Raw genomic sequence first — 16,431 nt, forward strand, 5'->3', positions numbered from 1 at the left:
GTAAAAGGACTCCCCCATGGCCGTACTGCCAGAACTTGAAGCTTTCCTCGAACTCGCCGAGTTCGGCCGCCTGACCGGCAAGAGTCGCGCGATGCACGAACAGACCCCGCAACAGGCGCGGATCGACTTCGAAGCGTCGTCGGGGTTTCTCGATGTGCCGCTGGAGCACATTGCCTGCGAAGACTTCACCATCGCCGCGCGGGACGACCACAGTCTGGCGGCGCGTCTGTACCGCGACGGCCAGGCAGTCGAAGGGCTGCAACCGGTCATGCTCTACTTCCATGGCGGCGGCTACGTGGTCGGCAGCCTCGATTCCCATGACGCGCTATGCCGTCGACTGGCAGCCCAGGGCGGCTTCGCCCTGCTGACCGTGGATTACCGCCTGGCACCGGAATGGAAATTCCCGACGCCGGTGCAAGATGCCTGCGATGCCGGTAACTGGCTGGTGCGCGAAGGCGCGGCCCATGGCCTGGACGCCACGCGGGTGGCAGTGGCCGGAGACAGCGTCGGCGCGACCCTGGCCACGGTGCTGTCGCTGATCGCCGCGCGCGAATCCGAGGAACTGGCGCTCAGACCCAAAGCCCAACTGCTGGTATACCCCGTCACCGACGCCACCACTCACCGTGCTTCGCACCGCGATTTTGCCGAAGGCTACCTGCTGGAAACCCCGACCCTGGACTGGTTCTACGCCCACTACGGACGCACGCCTGCGGATTTGGCCGAGTGGCGCTGCTCGCCGCTGCTGGCCGACGACCTGTCAGGCATGGCACCGGCGCTGGTGTACCTGGCCGGGCACGACCCGTTGCACGACGAAGGCCTGGCCTATGCCGAGCGCCTGCGGGTGGCGGGGAATGAGGTGACCTTGCTGGAACAACCGGGCATGACCCATGACTTTTTGCGGATGGCGGGGTTGTTGAGTGAGGTGGAAGGGATTCATGCGCAAGTGGCGGGGTGGGTGCAATCAAGGTTGTGATCTGAAATAACAGAACCGCCATTACTGGATAAGGTGTGGCGGTTTTTTTGTGCCTGGAGTTTGGTCTTATGGTGGCTCGTCAATCGCCTTCGCGAGCAGGCTCGCTCCCACAGGAACAGTGATAACCTTGTGGGAGCGAGCCTGCTCGCGAAGACTGACTGACAATCACCAAAAATCCCACAGACAAAAAAATGCCCGCATCTCTCGATACGGGCATTTTTCATTTCAGCTTACCGCTCAGAAATCGTATTTCGCAGTCAGCTGGAAGTTACGCGGCTCGCCGTAGAAGGTGGTGCCGAAGTTGCCCAGGCCCGTCAGGTACTTCTTGTCGAAGACGTTGTAGGCGTTGGCGGTGAAGCTCAGGTGTTCGTCGTACTGATAACGGGTCATCAGGTCGACGAGGGTGTAGCCGCCTTGCTTGAGCATGGTGCTGCCGCCTTCGCCATTACCCACGTTCGGGCTGAAGCTCTGGCCGTAAAACGCGCTCTGCCAGCTGACACCGCCACCGACGGTGAACTGATCCAGTGCGCCGGGCAGGCGGTAGGTGGTGAAGGTGCGTACCACGTGTTCCGGTTTGCTGGTGGCCAGCGGGAAGCCGAAGATGCGTTGATGGTCCTGATCGCGGGTACGGGCGTAGGTGTAGCCAGCGGACAAGTTCCAGCCTTGCGCCAGTTCACCGGCCAGTTCCAGTTCCACACCCTTGGTTTTGGCCCCGGAGATTGCCTTGTAGACGTCCTGACCGGTATCGGTGTCGGTGGTGACGTACTGGGCGACGTTGTCCTGCTCGATCTGGAACAAGGCCAGGCTAGCGTTCAACTTGCCTTCGAAGTAGGCCGCCTTGATGCCGGTTTCGTAGCTGTCACCTTCAACCGGCTCGAGGGTCTTGCCGCTGGCGTCCTTGTAGATTTGTGGCTGGTAGATGCTGGTGTAGCTGGCGTAGACCGAGTAGGTATCGTCCAGGTCATACACCACACCGGCGTAAGGCGTGACGACGCCATGTTCCTTGTAGCCGGCTTCGGTGTCGGCGAAGCCGGAGCCCGGGTAGTAGGTGTAGTCCTCGTCGTACTTGTAGGTGCTTACACGGCCGCCGAGGATGAAGGACAAGTCGTCAGTCGGGCGCAGGCGCGTGGCCAGGTACGCGCCGTTCTGGCTCTGGGTACGCTCGTACTTGCCGTTTTTCGGGAAGTCTTGCTTCGCCAGGTGGCCTTCCCAGTCAAAGATGTTACCCGTCACTTCGCCGAAGGCGGTGGAGTCGTAAGTCGCACCGGTCTGACGGGAATGGGAGGTCATGAAGCCTGCCACCAGTTCATGTTCGCGACCGCCCAGGGTGAAGGGGCCAGACACGTTCACGTCAGCCGTGTTCTGTACGCGATGGCCTTCCCAGCGCCCCCAGTAAAAGAACATGCCTTCGCCCGTTTCGCGGTTCGGGTAACCGCCGCTGGCCGAGGCCAGTTGGGTGTCATGATCGGTGGTTTTCTGGTCGAAGCTGGCCTTGAATTTCCAGCCATTGGCCAGCGCTTGTTCCAGGGACGCGAAGTACGTGATGCTGTCGAAATCACGACGGCTCCAGTCGGCACCCGGGTTGAAACTACGTGTGAAATCGGTGCGGCCACCGTCGGAGAAATACGGCGAGTTACCGGTCCAGGAACTGCCACGTGGCGTCGCGCTGGATTTGTCGACACCCAGGGTCAGCAGGGTATCGTCGGTCAGGTCGGCTTCGAGGATGCCGTAGTACAGGTCTTTCTTCTGGCTGTAGTGATCGATGTATGAGTCTTTATCCTGCAAGGCGCCGACGAAGCGGCCGCGCACACTGCCGGTATCATTGAGCGAACCGGAGATGTCGCCTTCGGTGCGGTAGTTGTCCCAGGAACCGACGGTACCGCTGATCGAGGCCTTGAAATCCTTGGTCGGTTTCTTGCGGATCAGGTTGACGGTGGCGGCGGGGTCACCGGCACCGGTCATCAGGCCGGTCGCGCCTTTGATGACTTCGATATGGTCGAGGCTGGCTGCGTCATCGCTGTTGTTCGGGTTTTCACCGTAAACACCGTCGTAGGGAATGTTGACGCCATCGTACTGAAAGTTGGTGATGGCAAAACCACGGGCGGAAAACTCGGTACGGTCACTGTCGTACTTCTGAACCGTGACGCCGGGGGTGTTGCGCAACGCATCGGCGACGCTGGTGACACCGCGATCATCCATTTGCTGACGGGTCACCACGGTGACCGATTGCGGGGTTTCGCGGATGGTCAGCGGCAGCTTGGTGGCGGTGGTGGTGGCGCCGGTGGTGTAGGAACCGGTGTCTTCGGTGGTCAGGCCCAGGGCCTGGCCGGAAATGGTGGTCGCACCCAGTTGCAGGCTCGAACCGCCGCCGGAAATCAGCGTGACGCTGTTGCCATTGATCTGGAACGAAATGCCGGTGCCCTTGAGCATCTCGGCCAGGGCCGCCGACGGCTCCAGCGAACCGGACACGGCGCGGGACTTGATGCCGGCCACTTGATCCGGGCTGTAGAGGATTTGCAGGTTGGTCTGCATGCCCAATTCGGTCAGCGCGCTGGACAGCGGCTGCACGGCAATACTCACTTTTACAGGTGCTGCATTGGCCATCGAGCTCCCCAGCAAGGTGGCGGTCAGCAGGACGCTGGTCAACAGGGTTCTATGCAGAGACGGGCGCTGTACAGCCAGCGCGAGAGGTGTGCGGCGTGGAAGAGATCGCATTACTTACCTGTGCTCCTGAAAAGTGTCGTGCAGAGTTTTTGTTAATAGGAATGATTATTAAGACGGAGCGCTGACAGGAAACCGGAAAGAAACCGGAAAAATAATTTTTCGAAGATTCAAATAGTTCGCGAAAACCTGTGGGAGCGGGCTTGCCCGCGATAGCGGTGGATCAGTCAGCATCAATGTTGAATGTGATGGCCCCATCGCGGGCAAGCCCGCTCCCACAGGTAAGGGGTGTGTTCAGGCAGGCGTCAGCTCGGTGACCACCCGACCGCCTTCCATGCGCACCAACTGGTCCGCGACATCGAAATAGCGGTCATCGTGGGAGATCACGATGATGGTCTTGCCCAGGCGTTTGAGGTCCGGCAGCAGCTCGGTGTAGAAGATCCGGCGGAAGGTCGGGTCCTGGTCGGCGGCCCATTCGTCGAACACCAGCACGGGGCGTTCCTCCAGCCAGGCATTGACCAGGGCCAGGCGCTTGCGCTGGCCGGTGGAGAGGTCGGTGGTGGTGAAGTTGCCGTCCTTGACGCTGACCTTGTGCGCGATCTCCAGGCGTTGCAGGTACTTGTTGGCGTCTTCCGGGATCTGTGTGTCGCCCTGGACCACGTCGTCGAACAGGTAGTAGTCGGCGAAGATGGTGGTGAACAACTGGCGATAGTCATCGCGATTCTGCGCATCGATCGCTTCGCCGTTGACACGGATCTGCCCCTGCTGCGGCGTGTACAGGCCCAGCAGCAACTTGATCAGCGTGGTCTTGCCGCAACCGTTCTCGCCGACGATGAAGGCGATGTCGCCCTGTTTGATCGTCAGGTTGACCGGCCCCAGCTGGAACGGTGCGGCACCGTCGACCGACGGGAAGGCGTAGCGCACGTCCGCCAGTTGCAGCTCGTGCACGACGGGTTTGACGTTGCCCTGATCGCTGAGCAGCAGATGAGGTTCAGGGGTGGAGAATTGCTCGGACAGTTCGGCAATGCGGCGGAAGGCAATCTGCGCGCGGCTGACAATCGGCAGTGTGCTGATCAAATGCTCCAGCGGGCCTTTCATGTACAGCAGCACCAGCACGAAGCCGCTCATGACGGTTTTGTCGGCGCTCGGCCAGAAGGTTTGCAGAGCCAGGGCCAGGCCGATGACCACGAAGAACAGCATCGAGCCGAAAGTCTTGGCGATGACGAAGGTGTTGATCGAGCGCACCTGGGTGTTGCAGATGAATTCGGCGGTGGCCTTGATGCCCGAAACGAACATGCGCTGGCGGCGAGGACGATGAATACGCAGTTCCTTGGCACCCTCGGCAATCGCGTTGTAGTGCTTCTGCAATTCGTCTTCGGCGTCGCGGGCGGCCATGAAACCCTGCACTCCCTTGCTCTGGGCGTAGGCCTGGATCGCGGTGCCGATCAGGATCGCGGCGACCATGATCAGGAACATCGGCCACGACAGAATCGCCAGGTAGCCCATGCAGCCCAGGGTCACGGTGACGGAAATCGCCAGTGGCGCGAAGGCGAAGGCAAAGTCGCTGATGGTGTCGACGTCGTGGGTCAGCACCGGGATCAGGCGATGGCTGCGATAGCGCTCGATCTGTTCGATCGGCGCCGACAGCACTTTCTCGCCCAACTGTTTACGCAGCTTGGCGATGATGTGTTGGCCGACGTAGTTGGTGCCGATGTCCGAGCAGATCGAACTGGCCAGCGCCAACAGGCACAGCCCGGCGAACAGCGCGACCACGCCCTGGGTCAGGCCGCTTTCGGAATGCAGGGCGTTGTTGATGGTCGCCAGCAGCACCGTGACGCTCAGGCCGCCGACCATGCCCAGGAAAATGGACGCGGCGACGATGAGTCGAAACGGTTTCAACAGGGCGAACAATTCGCCGATGGCGCCTCGGTTAGGCTGGGTCATGGAAGACAGTTCCTTGGGTCGGAAGGCAGATACCCAGTAGAACGTCTGGTCGAGGGGTTAATTTAGGCGGTGGGGGATGGGTGGTGAGGGCGACTTCACATGGAACCCTGTGGGAGCGAGCCTGCTCGCGAAGAGGGAGTGTCAGTCGACATTAATGCTGGCCGACAGTCCGCTTTCGCGAGCAGGCTCGCTCCCACAGTGGGTGGGGTGTGGTTTTAGAGATCGCGCACTACGCGAAAGCCTATCCAGTCCCCCCGTTCTTGCGGGTACTGGCTGTTGCGATTGCCGGAGCGGGAGAACACCGGGGCTTCACCCCAGTCGTTACCGCGGATGCGCACGGCTTCGCAGTTGGGCTCGAGCCAGGCGCTGCCATCGGTGGGGGCGCCGACGTAGTTCGGGTGCTCGCAGTCTTCCACCCATTCATAGACGTTGCCGTGCATGTCGTACATGCCGAAGGCGTTGGGCGGGTAGCTGCCCACCGGCGAGCTGTAGCTGTAACCATCCGCCGGGCCGTAGGTGTTGGCGTGTTTGGCGATGCTGTATTCCTTGCCTTCATCGAACGGGAAGGGGAACGGGCCTTTGCTGCCGCCGCGGGCGGCGTATTCCCGCTGGGCTTCGCTGACCATGTGGTACTTCTGCCCGGTCTTCTTCGACAGCCAGGCGACGTAGTTTTTCACGTCGTCGAAGTTCATGCACACCGCCGGCTGGCGCGGGCTCTGCGGATAGCGCGGCTTGCTGGCGATGCACTCTCGACCCGGCCGGGTATCGCCGTTGGCGATGGTCACGCCGCTTTCGCGCACGTAGCTGTCCCATTCCCCGGCGGTGACCTGGAAACGGCTCATGGCGAATGGCTTGGCGAAGGTCACGTCATGCATCGGCCCTTCATCGGGCTCGCGGCCGACTTCATCGTCCGGGGTGCCCATGGTGAAGGTTCCGGCGGGCAGCACGACCATTTCGGGACAGTCCTTGCAGTCCTTGAAGACTTTGCCTGGTGGCGGTGGAGTGGCGGCATGTGCGGCGCCGGCCATGAGGGCGGTCAGGGCGAGGGCCTTGAGCGGCAGGGTTAGTGGATTGCTGTTCATGAATCCTCTCGATCATAGAAAAACGATCCCTGTGGGAGCGAGCCCGCTCGCGAAGAGGGCGTGTCAGTCGACATCAAGGTTGGCTGGCAGTCCGCTTTCGCGAGCAGGCTCGCTCCCACAGGGGGGGAGGTGTCAGGCCGTCAGGCGGTCTTGTTGAGCAGGGCCATGAAACGGTCGATTTCGCTTTCGCTGTTGAGCAGGCCCGGGGCGATGCGCACCACCGGGCCGGCGTCACGTTCCACCGCATCGCAGACCACGCGGTTTTGCATCAGCTGGTTGGCGATTTTTTCGCAGTCCTGTTCCTTGACCCGAAAGAACGTAAAACCGGCGGACAGCTCCGGACTTTGCGGCGTGACCAGTTCGATCCGCGGCTGTTCCAGCAGGCGGTTCTTGGCGTAGGTATTGAGTGCGTGAATGCGCGCCTGGACCTCGGCCTTGCCCAAATCCAGATGCAGCTTGAAGGCTTCGTCCGCCGCCCAGCGATGTTCGAAGCTGTGATAGCCACCGGGGGTCATGATGGTCGAGAAGGTGGTGGCTTCGGAAAAGGTCGGAATGATCGGCGTGACATCCTTGAGCTCGGCCGAGCGGGCACAAATGATCCCGGTGCCACGGGGGCCGAACATCCATTTGTGGGTGCCGGCGATGAAGAAGTCGCAGTGCATGTCGGGAAACGCGAGGTCCTCGACGCCGAAACCGTGCACGCCGTCGACCACATAAAGAATGCGGTCTTTTTCGTCACGCTTCTGGTTCAGCTCTTCCACCAGCTTGCCGATTTCACCGATCGGCAGTTTCACGCCGCTGCCCGATTGCACCCAGGTCATGCCCAATACGCGGGTCTCGGGGCGGATGCCTTTGGCAATGGAGTCCAGCACTTCGTCCACGGAAATGTCGCGGCTGTTCTCGAACAGCTTGAGCTTGCGCACCTGGGTGCCCTGGCGCTGCTGGCGGTATTCAAGGGTGTAATTGGTCGAGTAGTGCTCATGTTCGCTGACCAGGATTTCCTGATCCGGACGCACATGAATGCCGCCATAAATCATCGCCAGGCCTTCGGTGGTGCTGCCGGTGAGGGCGATCTGTTCAGGCTTGGCATTGAGGTAGCGACCGGCCCAGACCCGCACGTTATGTTCGCGCTTCTCGGTTTCCTGCAGGTCCCAGTCCATGGCGCGGCCGGGGTTGCGGTCGATATTGGCGCGGTGCATATCGATGGCGTTGCGCACCGGCGTGGGGTGCGAGGTCACCAGGAAGTTGGCGAAGTGCAGGTAGTCCGGGTCCTGATTGAACAACTGGCGCAACTGTGCCCACTTGCCCTTGGGCAAGGGTTGCGGATTGGCGGCGGATGCCTGCAGGTTCATGCCGGCAGTCAGTGGCAATCCGGCGGCGAGAATGCCGGCCTGCTTGAGGAATGAACGACGGTTGGTCATGGCTTGGGTTCGCTTGTGCAAAGGGGAGTCAGTTTTTTGCCACAGGTTTGGATGACTTCTGTACCTGGTCCCAGACCCGCAGGAAATTGCCGCCCCAGAGCTTGGCGATATCGGCTTCGCTGTAACCGCGACTGATCAGCTCGGCGGTCACGTTGCGCGCCTCGCTGACGTCCTTCCAGCCATCGAGACCGCCGCCATCGTTGAAGTCGGAACTGATGCCGACATGGTCGATGCCGATTTTCTTCACCGCATAATCAATCGCGTCGCCGTAGTCCTTGAGGGTGGCCTTGGGTTCTTCGTCGACGATGGCGTAGAGCTGGCTGGCGTATTCGCCGAAACGCTGCTCGGACCAGACGGTGATGACCGGATCGCCCGGCATCAGCGCCATCTCCAGCCCTTGCAGCGGCTGCAGGTCGAAGCGCGCGCGCAGGGCATTGAGTTTGTCCTGGGTGGCCTGGCTCAACGGTTTGATGTAAGTCGCGAAGCCGACAATCTGCACCACGCCGCCACTGTTTTTGATCAACTGCATTTCCTGGTCGCTGAGGTTGCGCGGGATGTCCACCAGGCCACGGGGGGCCGAGTGGGACGCCACCATCGGCGTGCGGCTCAAGCGGGCGACTTGCTCCAGGGCTTTGGTCGACATCTGCGACACATCGATGATTACACCGAGGTCGTTGAGGCGGTGCACGGCCTGCTTGCCGATCTCCGAAAGGCCGCCAAGGGCGTCGCGGGTATCGTTGAAAAACGGCAACGGCCGCGACGAGTCGGCCCAGGCGTTGTTGCCCACGTAACTGAAGCCGAACATGCGCATGCCACGGGCCGCCCATTTGTCCAGGGCGTTGAGGTCGCTACCCAGCGGGTAGGCATTGAGCATGCTCATGAAGATCGCGAACTTGCCTTCGCCGTGCAGGCGGCGGAAATCGTCAGGCGTGTAGGCGATGGCGACCTGATTGGGATAGTCGCGCACCATGGTGCTGATGATCTTGTAGCGGGTTTCCTGCTCGAAGCGGGCTTCTTCGATGAAACCGGCGGTAGGGCGGTGGGGCGCGTTGGGGCCGTTCCAGATTTCCGGCCAGCCGAAAATCGTCAGGGCTGCGCCGGACAAGCGTCCGCGCCCGGTCTTGACCAGGTCAAACTGGCCGCTGCCGTCCTTGTCTGCTTCGTTGCCGGCGGTGCCGAAGTCCATGGGCACGGTGATGTGGCTGTCGAACGAGAGCAGGCGTTCGTGCAGTTCATCGGCCTGTTTCATTACCTTGACCGGGTAGCCGGGGTTGTCCTTGAACCAGTAGTCCCAGGCCGCGAAGCCTGCACCGGCGCTGATCGCCAGGGCCAGCGGCAGGCCGATGAAAAGAGCCTTTTTCGAGCGTGGTTTTGTCATTGCCGTCTCAGTCAGTTCGCCGCCCTGTTGTGGGCACAGGGGCCTTTGCTATCTGGGATGAACGAGTCAGCAGGGGAGGAATTTAGTGTTTGTGCGGGCCTCTTCGCGAGCAGGCTCGCTCCCACAGGGGATCTTCAGTGATCACTCGGTCAATGTGGGAGCGAGCCTGCTCGCGAATGCTTTTAAATTTTTCGGCGCAACCAACGTTCTAGCTTGGATAAAGCCTGCTTCATGGCTGACACAGGTAGGGCAATGACGATTTCTCGACGATGGTTCATGGCGGGCCTGGCGCTGACCGGCGCTGCCGTGCCTGCGGCTTTTTATGGGCATCGCCAATGGACGAAACCGGATCCGACAATCACCCCCGGCGAAGCCTCGTTCGATGTCGCGGATGTCGCCGGCCAGCGTTTGGCCGATACCTTGCGTGGTGTCTGGCAGATCCGTTTCGAAGGCCGTGATGCGGGGCTTGAAGGCCTGCCGGCGGATGGGTTGGAAGTGTTCCTCGACATCGGCCACAAAGGTCGCGGCGTGATCGGTTTTCTCGACACCGCCGAACGACTGCGTTCGAGCGGGGCGCCGCGTTACCGGGTACTCGGCGATCTGGCTGGCGCCAAACCGGCGCAGTTGAGCTGGCGATTGCTCAGTGCCGACGGTAACCCCGATTACGAGTTCAGCATGACGCTGGACGAAGTCTGGGCCGGGTTCGGCAACGCCGGCAGTGGCTCGCTCAGTGGGCGGGTGTTGAATCTGGACCGGCCGTTGATGATGACCGCCCAGGACAATCGCTTCATCGCCGTCAAGCGCGTATTTCCCGAAGCCCGCGAGCGAACCGGTCTGAATGCGCCGCTGCTGGCCTGGCTGACGTCCGCCGAGCATCGCTTGTTTCACCAGCTCTGGCATGCGTCCCGTGACAAGTGGCACAACCTGCCCGAAGACAAGCGCAGCGCCTTGCGCGGCATCGGCTGGCAGCCTGGTCCACGGGACAAGGAGCGTGATGCCCGTGGCGCGCGCAAGGATCGCAACGGTTCGGGCGTAGACTTCTTCTTCATGCACCGGCACATGCTCGGTACGGCGCGCTCGCTGCAGGACTTGCCGTCGTGGACGCAATTCCCGCTGCCGCAGCCGGAGCTGGCCCGGGATCGCATCGGCTTCGCCAATTATTTCGACAACCATGACGGTACCGCGCTGCCGCCCACCTGGCTGGCCGAAGACGATGACGAGTACTCAAAGTGGGTCGCCGACATCAAGACCGCCGAGACGTACCACAGCAATTTCCAGGTCTGGGAGTCGCAGTACCGCGACCCGCGTTACCTGTCGAAGTTGACCCTGGGGCAGTTCGGCTCGGAAGTGGAGTTGGGGTTGCACGACTGGCTGCACATGCGCTGGGCCTCGGTGCCGCGGGATCCGTCCAACGGCCAGCCGGTGCCGTTCGCCCGTGATCCGGCGGACTTTTCCGCGCGTTGGTTTGCACCGGAAAACGACTTCCTCGGCGATCCGTTTTCGTCTCATGTGAGCCCGGTGTTCTGGCACTTTCACGGTTGGATCGACGATCGCCTGGAAGACTGGTTCCGCGCCCACGAGCGCTTTCATCCCGGCGAAGTCAGCCGGCTTGAGGTCAATGGCGTGCCGTGGTTCGCACCGGGGCGCTGGGTTGAAATCGGCGACCCGTGGCTGGGTCCGACCACCCATGGCTGTAGCACTACACCGGGGTTGCAGACGGGCAAGTCGGTGGAAATGGACCCGGAGACCATGAAGCTGGCGCTGCGGATTACCTTTGGCGAGGACGAGAAGAAGCTCAAGGATCTGTTCAGGAAGGTGCCGCAGCGGCCTTGGTATGCGCGAAATCTAAAGGCCAAACAAAGTCAGGTCTGACGACCGTGTTATCGTTTTATCGCTGGCAAGCCAGCTCCCACAGGTTATGTGTCGTATATAAGAAGCGCGGCATACACAAAACCTTGTGGGAGCTGGCTTGCCAGCGATAGCAATCTCAACAACACCGCGTTTACAAAGCCTGCCACCCACCCCCAAGCGCCTTGTACAGCGCAATGCTCGCCTGCAACCGCGACAACCGCAGTTGCACATTCAGATCCTGCGCCGCATACAGCGTGCGCTGGGTTTCCAGCACGGTCAGCAGATCCTCGGCCCCCGCCTGATAACGGCTTTGCGCAATGTCGAACGCAGTTTGCGCCTGGCGCAGTTCTTCGCTTTGCCACTGCCGCTGTTCGTCCAGCCCACGGATGCTGTTCAGCGCTTTTTCCACATCGGCAAAACCATTGATGATCGCGCCGCGATAGGCTTCCAGCAGTTCTTCCTGGCGGGCGGTGGCCTTGTCGCGTTCGGCGCCCAGGCGACCGTTGTTGAACACTGGTGCCAGCAGTCCGGCGGCGAGGTTGTAGAAAGGACTGCGCAGAATGTCGCCGGCGCGATCGGCACCGGAGCCGATTTCCGCGCTCAGGGTTACGGTCGGCAACATGGCGGCGCGGGCGACGGTGACGTCGGCCTGGGCGGCGGCCAGTTGCGCTTCGGCGCGGGCAATGTCCGGGCGGCGGCTGAGCAATTGGCTGGGCACGCCGGCTTCGATGGCCGGCCATGACAGTTGATCGAAGCGCTCCTGACCCAAGGCCAGCGCCTGCACCGGGCGGCCGAGCAGCGTGGCGAGACTGATCTGCGCGTCCATGGCCTGTTGCTGAACCAGCGGCAATTGCCGTTGCTGCGCCGCGACCAGGCTTTTCTGTTGGGCCAGTTCCAGGGCGGTCGCGGAGCCCGAGTCGAAGCGGGTTTGCACCAGCCTCAAAACGTTCTGCGCATTGGCCAGATTCAGCTCGGCAATGCGGCTCTGTTCCTGCAGCGACAAGGTTTGTGCATAACTGTTGGCCACGCCACTGAGCAACGTCAGCTCCACCGTCGCCTGATCGAACTCACTGGCCTGCAGGGCGAATTGCGCACTGTCGCGGGAGGCGCGCTGGCCACCCCAGAAGTCGATTTCGTAACTGGCCGTGAGGTTGGCGGTGAAGTAGTCGACCGCGTCGTTATCGCTGTCGGCGTCGAGTTGGCTATAGCCGCTACCGCGCAGCAACTTCTGGCGGTTGGCGTTCAAACCGGCCTTGACCTCCGGCAACTGCGAGCCACCGGCGACCACGGTTTCGGCCTGCGCCTGGCGCACTCGGGCGATGGCGGCGGCCAGGTCGTAACTGCCGACCCGGGCCTGTTCGACCAGGCGCTCCAGTTGCGGGCTGCCGAAGCGGTTCCACCATTGCGCGTTGTTGCGGGCGGCGTTTCGGTCATGGGGCGATTGCCAGGAAGAGGGCGGCACGATGCCGCTGTCCGGGCGCTGGGCCGGGGTGCCACAGGCACTGAGCAACAGGCACAGGGTCAGCAAACTCAAGGACGGCTTCATGGAGAGATCATTCACTGGTAAGGGCCGTGACCGGGTCGAGTCGGGCAGCTTTGCGGGCCGGCATGAAGCCGAAGACAACACCGGTGACCAGGGCGCAGCCGAAGGCGCCCAGCACCGCTATCAAGGAGAACGCGACGGCGACTTCGCTGAGGATCAGCACGCCACCGACGATCAGCGCCAGGGCGATCCCGGCCAGTCCGCCGACCACCGAGAGCATCACGGCTTCGGTGAGGAACTGGCGCAGGATGTCCCGCTGCCGGGCGCCGGTGGCCATGCGGATGCCGATCTCTCGGGTCCGTTCACGCACGGTCATGAGCATGATGTTCATCACGCCGATGCCGCCCACCAGCAGCGAAATCGCCGCAATCGAACCGAGCATCAGCGACAGGGTGTTTTGCGTGCGCGCTTCGGCCTGGATCATCGCCGCGTTGTTGGTCAGCTCGAAATCCTTCTTGCCGTTGTGCAGGCGCAGCATCAGCTGTTCGATGGCGTGCTCGGTCTCCTTGACCTTGCGTGCATCGGCGGCGGCAATCGCGATGTACTCGGGATTGTGCGTACCGAACAGCCGTACGCTGGCGGCGGAGTAGGGGATGGCGATGCGGTCGTCGCTGTCGGAATCGCCGGAGCTGGCGCCTTTTTCCGCCAGAACCCCCACCACCTGGAACGGCACGTTCTCAATGAGGATGTACTGGCCGATGGGGTTGGCCACGTCCTTGAGCAGCTTGGTGCGGACCTTGTGCCCGATCACGGCCACCGCCGCGGCGTTTCGTTCGTCGGCCTCGGTGAAATAGCTGCCTTCGACCACCGGCCAGTTGAAGATCGCCGGGAAGTTGGTGTCGTTGCCGCCGACGTAGCTCAAGTGGTCGAGGTTGCCGAAACGCACTCCGGCTTCCTGGCCGTTGACCGGCATGATGCGCATCACTTGCGGCAGGCTTGCCACCGCCTTGACTTCGTCCAGGGTGACGATGCCCAGCGGTGTTCGCGGGTTGGGGGACGAACCGCTGAGGTAAATAATGTTCGAGCCGAACGCGCCCATCTGCGCCATGACCTGGCGCTTGCTGCCTTCACCGACGGCCAGCATCACCACCACCGAGGCCACGCCGATGATGATGCCGAGCAAGGTCAGGGCGGTGCGGAACTTGTTGATCCACATCACCCGCCAGGCCGCTTGCACCGCATCGACCAGTTCGCCTTTCCAGGCACCTGTTGCTTCGGCGCCTTCGCTGAGGCGTTTGCGCAGATCAACCGCTTGCAGCGCGCCGGGGGTGGCCGAGTGTTGCGCGGCGGGATTGTCCCGGGCGCTGTCACTGATGATCAGGCCGTCGCGGATTTCGATGATGCGCTTGGCCCTGGCCGCCACTTCGCGGTCGTGGGTGATCAGGATGACCACGTGGCCCTGGCTCGCCAGTTCGTCGAGCAGCGCCATGACCTCCTTGCCGCTGTGACTGTCGAGGGCGCCGGTCGGTTCGTCGGCGAGGATGATGTGGCCGCCATTCATCAAGGCGCGGGCGATCGACACCCGCTGTTGCTGACCGCCGGACAGCTGATGCGGGCGGTTGCCGGTGCGCGTGGCGAGGCCGAGGCGCTCGAGCAGGGCGGCGGCGCGGGCGTGGCGTTCGGCTGCCGGGGTGCCCGCGTAGATAGCCGGCATCTCGACGTTTTCCTGGGCCGAGCCGGAAGGGATCAGGTGGTAACCCTGAAACACGAAACCAAAGGCTTCGCGGCGCAGCCAGGCCAATTCGTCAGTGTCCAGGGCGGCGACGTTTTCCCCGGCGAAGCGGTACTCGCCCGAAGTCGGGCGGTCGAGGCAGCCGAGGATGTTCATCAGCGTCGACTTGCCGGAACCGGAAGCACCGACAATCGCCACGAACTCACCGGCATGGATCGACAAGTCGATACCGCGCAACACGTGAACTTCAGGAGCGTCGCCACCGCCGTAGGCCTTGCGGATGTCCGACAGTTCGATCAGGGGCGTCTGCATTCAACCGCCACTCCCGTCGGCCGGGCCGATCAACAGGTGATCGCCTTCCTGCAAGCCGTCGAGGATCTGCACCCGCAGGCGATCACTGATCCCGGTGCGCACGGTGCGTTGTTCGATGCTGCCGTTACTGGCGACCACTTGCGCGGTCTGGCTGTCCGCTTGCGTGCCGGCCTGCAGGGCGGCAATCGGCGCGGTCAGCACGTCTTTGGCCTGGTCGGCGACGAAGAACACCTGGGTGGTCATTTCCGCCATCAATGCATTGTCGGCGTTGTCGACGTCCAGCAACACGGTGTACAGCACCACCCGGGCGCTGCCGCTTTTGCTCGTACTGGCGGGGCTGCCGCCGCCCTGGCTGGTCTGGTCCAGCGGTTTGGGCGGCACCGGCAGAATCTGCCGCACGGTGCTTTGCCAGCGCCGGCTGCCGCCACTGAGGGTGGTGAACCAGGCGTTCATGCCGGGTTTGACGTGACCGATGTCGGCTTCGGACACCTCGGCCCAGACCGTCATCGGCGACAACTTGGCGATGCGCAGGATCAGCGGTGTCTGCTGCTGGGCGTTCAGGGTCTGGCCCTCGCGGGCGTCCAGCGCCACCACGGTGCCGGACATCGGCGCATAAATCCGCGTGTAGCCGAGTTCGGCCTGATCGCTGCGCAGGCTGGCCTGGGCCTGGCGAATTTGTGCCTGGAACATGTCGATGCGCGCCTGGGTGGCGCGCAGTTCGGCCTGGGCGGTCTGCACGTCTTCCTCGCGGGTGGCGCCGCCGGCCTTGAGATTCTGCTGGCGCTGGAATTTCTGTTGGGCGAGGTCGTGTTGCGCCCGTTGTTCCTGGAGCTGGGCCTTGAGGTTTTCGATGGAGAAGCGCCCGGCATCGAGTTTGGCCTGTTGCGTGGACGGATCGATCTCCACCAGCAACTGGCCTTCCTTGATCACGTCACCGACTTCCACATGGATCTTTTGGATCTGCCCCGAAGCCTGGGCGCCGACGTCGACATAGCGCCGGGGCTGCAGGGTGCCCAAGGCCGTGACGCTGCTTTCTATATCGCCGCGGCTGACCTGGACGGTGGCGAATTTGTCGCGACCGGGCGGGATGATCTGCCAGGCAGCGACGGCGATAACGGGGATCAGGCTGAGTGCTACAAGCAGGGCGCGTCGGGTCTGACGGGGACGTTTCATGCAGGGTTCCAGAACTATTGAACACTGCCGTGGAGCCGGCAGGGACGGGGAGCTGTCCTGTAAACGAGGAAACAGCCGCGGAATTTAGCTCGGGAAATATGGTGCAACATCTGAAACGGTCAACTGTGGGAGCGAGCCTGCTCGCGAAGGCGGCCTGGCAGCCGGCCTGTCTCTTGCTGGCCGAGTACATATCCATTGCTTCGGTAACGGCGACTTATGGTTTCGCCCTTACGGCGACTTACTTTTTTTTCAAACGCCAAAAAAAAGATAAGCAAAAAAAGGCTCGCCCCGAGCGTCCGGCCCCTCGCTGAGGCTCGGGGTTCCTTCGCTCCGTCATTCATCCGGGGGCATCGCCCTCCGGTTGGCTTCGCTGGCACCTACATGCGATGTGTTCGACTGCGTCGAACGGCGCTGCGCGCCA

At 62.3% G+C, this 16,431-nt stretch carries 10 protein-coding genes; 2 read left to right on the plus strand and 8 right to left on the minus strand.

Annotation, left to right across the window (positions count from 1 at the left end; genetic code table 11):
• The first annotated feature begins 16 nt into the window (after positions 1-16).
• Entirely contained in the window at positions 17-973 is a 957-nt protein-coding gene (locus CKW21_RS29695) for an alpha/beta hydrolase (protein ID WP_095197366.1), read from the plus strand.
• Between the two features lie 237 nt (positions 974-1,210).
• Here CKW21_RS29695 and CKW21_RS29700 read toward each other — a convergent pair whose 3' ends face one another.
• The 5 genes from CKW21_RS29700 to pvdM form a co-directional block, all read right to left on the minus strand.
• Positions 1,211-3,688, minus strand: coding sequence for a TonB-dependent siderophore receptor (locus CKW21_RS29700; protein WP_095197367.1), 2,478 nt, complete (start codon positions 3,686-3,688; stop codon positions 1,211-1,213).
• 240 nt (positions 3,689-3,928) lie between these two features.
• On the minus strand, positions 3,929-5,578 hold the full coding sequence (locus CKW21_RS29705; RefSeq protein WP_095197368.1) for a cyclic peptide export ABC transporter: 1,650 nt from the start codon (positions 5,576-5,578) through the stop codon (positions 3,929-3,931).
• 215 nt (positions 5,579-5,793) lie between these two features.
• Positions 5,794-6,660 (minus strand): formylglycine-generating enzyme family protein, encoded by an 867-nt coding sequence (locus tag CKW21_RS29710; protein ID WP_095197369.1) that lies wholly within the window; start codon positions 6,658-6,660, stop codon positions 5,794-5,796.
• 140 nt (positions 6,661-6,800) lie between these two features.
• On the minus strand, positions 6,801-8,081 hold the full coding sequence (locus tag CKW21_RS29720; protein WP_095197370.1) for an aminotransferase class V-fold PLP-dependent enzyme: 1,281 nt from the start codon (positions 8,079-8,081) through the stop codon (positions 6,801-6,803).
• Between the two features lie 28 nt (positions 8,082-8,109).
• Positions 8,110-9,459, minus strand: a complete 1,350-nt coding sequence (gene pvdM / locus CKW21_RS29725) for a pyoverdine-tailoring dipeptidase-like protein PvdM (RefSeq protein ID WP_095197371.1) — start codon at positions 9,457-9,459, stop codon at positions 8,110-8,112.
• Positions 9,460-9,711: 252 nt separating this feature from the next.
• On the opposite strand from pvdM, the gene CKW21_RS29730 reads away from it, so the two are divergent.
• Positions 9,712-11,331, plus strand: a complete 1,620-nt coding sequence (locus tag CKW21_RS29730; protein WP_095197372.1) for a PvdJ/PvdD/PvdP-like protein — start codon at positions 9,712-9,714, stop codon at positions 11,329-11,331.
• Between the two features lie 130 nt (positions 11,332-11,461).
• Here the strand turns inward: CKW21_RS29730 and CKW21_RS29735 are convergent, their stop codons facing one another.
• From CKW21_RS29735 to CKW21_RS29745, 3 genes are read right to left on the minus strand one after another with little or no spacing between them, the layout of a single operon-like run.
• Positions 11,462-12,856: an efflux transporter outer membrane subunit gene (locus CKW21_RS29735; protein WP_095197373.1), complete on the minus strand. Its 1,395-nt coding sequence runs from the start codon at positions 12,854-12,856 to the stop codon at positions 11,462-11,464.
• A 7-nt stretch (positions 12,857-12,863) separates the two neighbouring features.
• Positions 12,864-14,837, minus strand: a complete 1,974-nt coding sequence (locus tag CKW21_RS29740; RefSeq protein ID WP_095197374.1) for a MacB family efflux pump subunit — start codon at positions 14,835-14,837, stop codon at positions 12,864-12,866.
• A complete protein-coding gene (locus tag CKW21_RS29745) occupies positions 14,838-16,010 on the minus strand; it encodes an efflux RND transporter periplasmic adaptor subunit (RefSeq protein ID WP_095197375.1) in 1,173 nt (390 codons plus the stop codon).
• Positions 16,011-16,431: the final 421 nt, after the last annotated feature.

It is taken from the genome of Pseudomonas sp. Irchel 3A7 (genome assembly GCF_900187565.1).
Taxonomy (GTDB): Bacteria; Pseudomonadota; Gammaproteobacteria; order Pseudomonadales; family Pseudomonadaceae; genus Aquipseudomonas.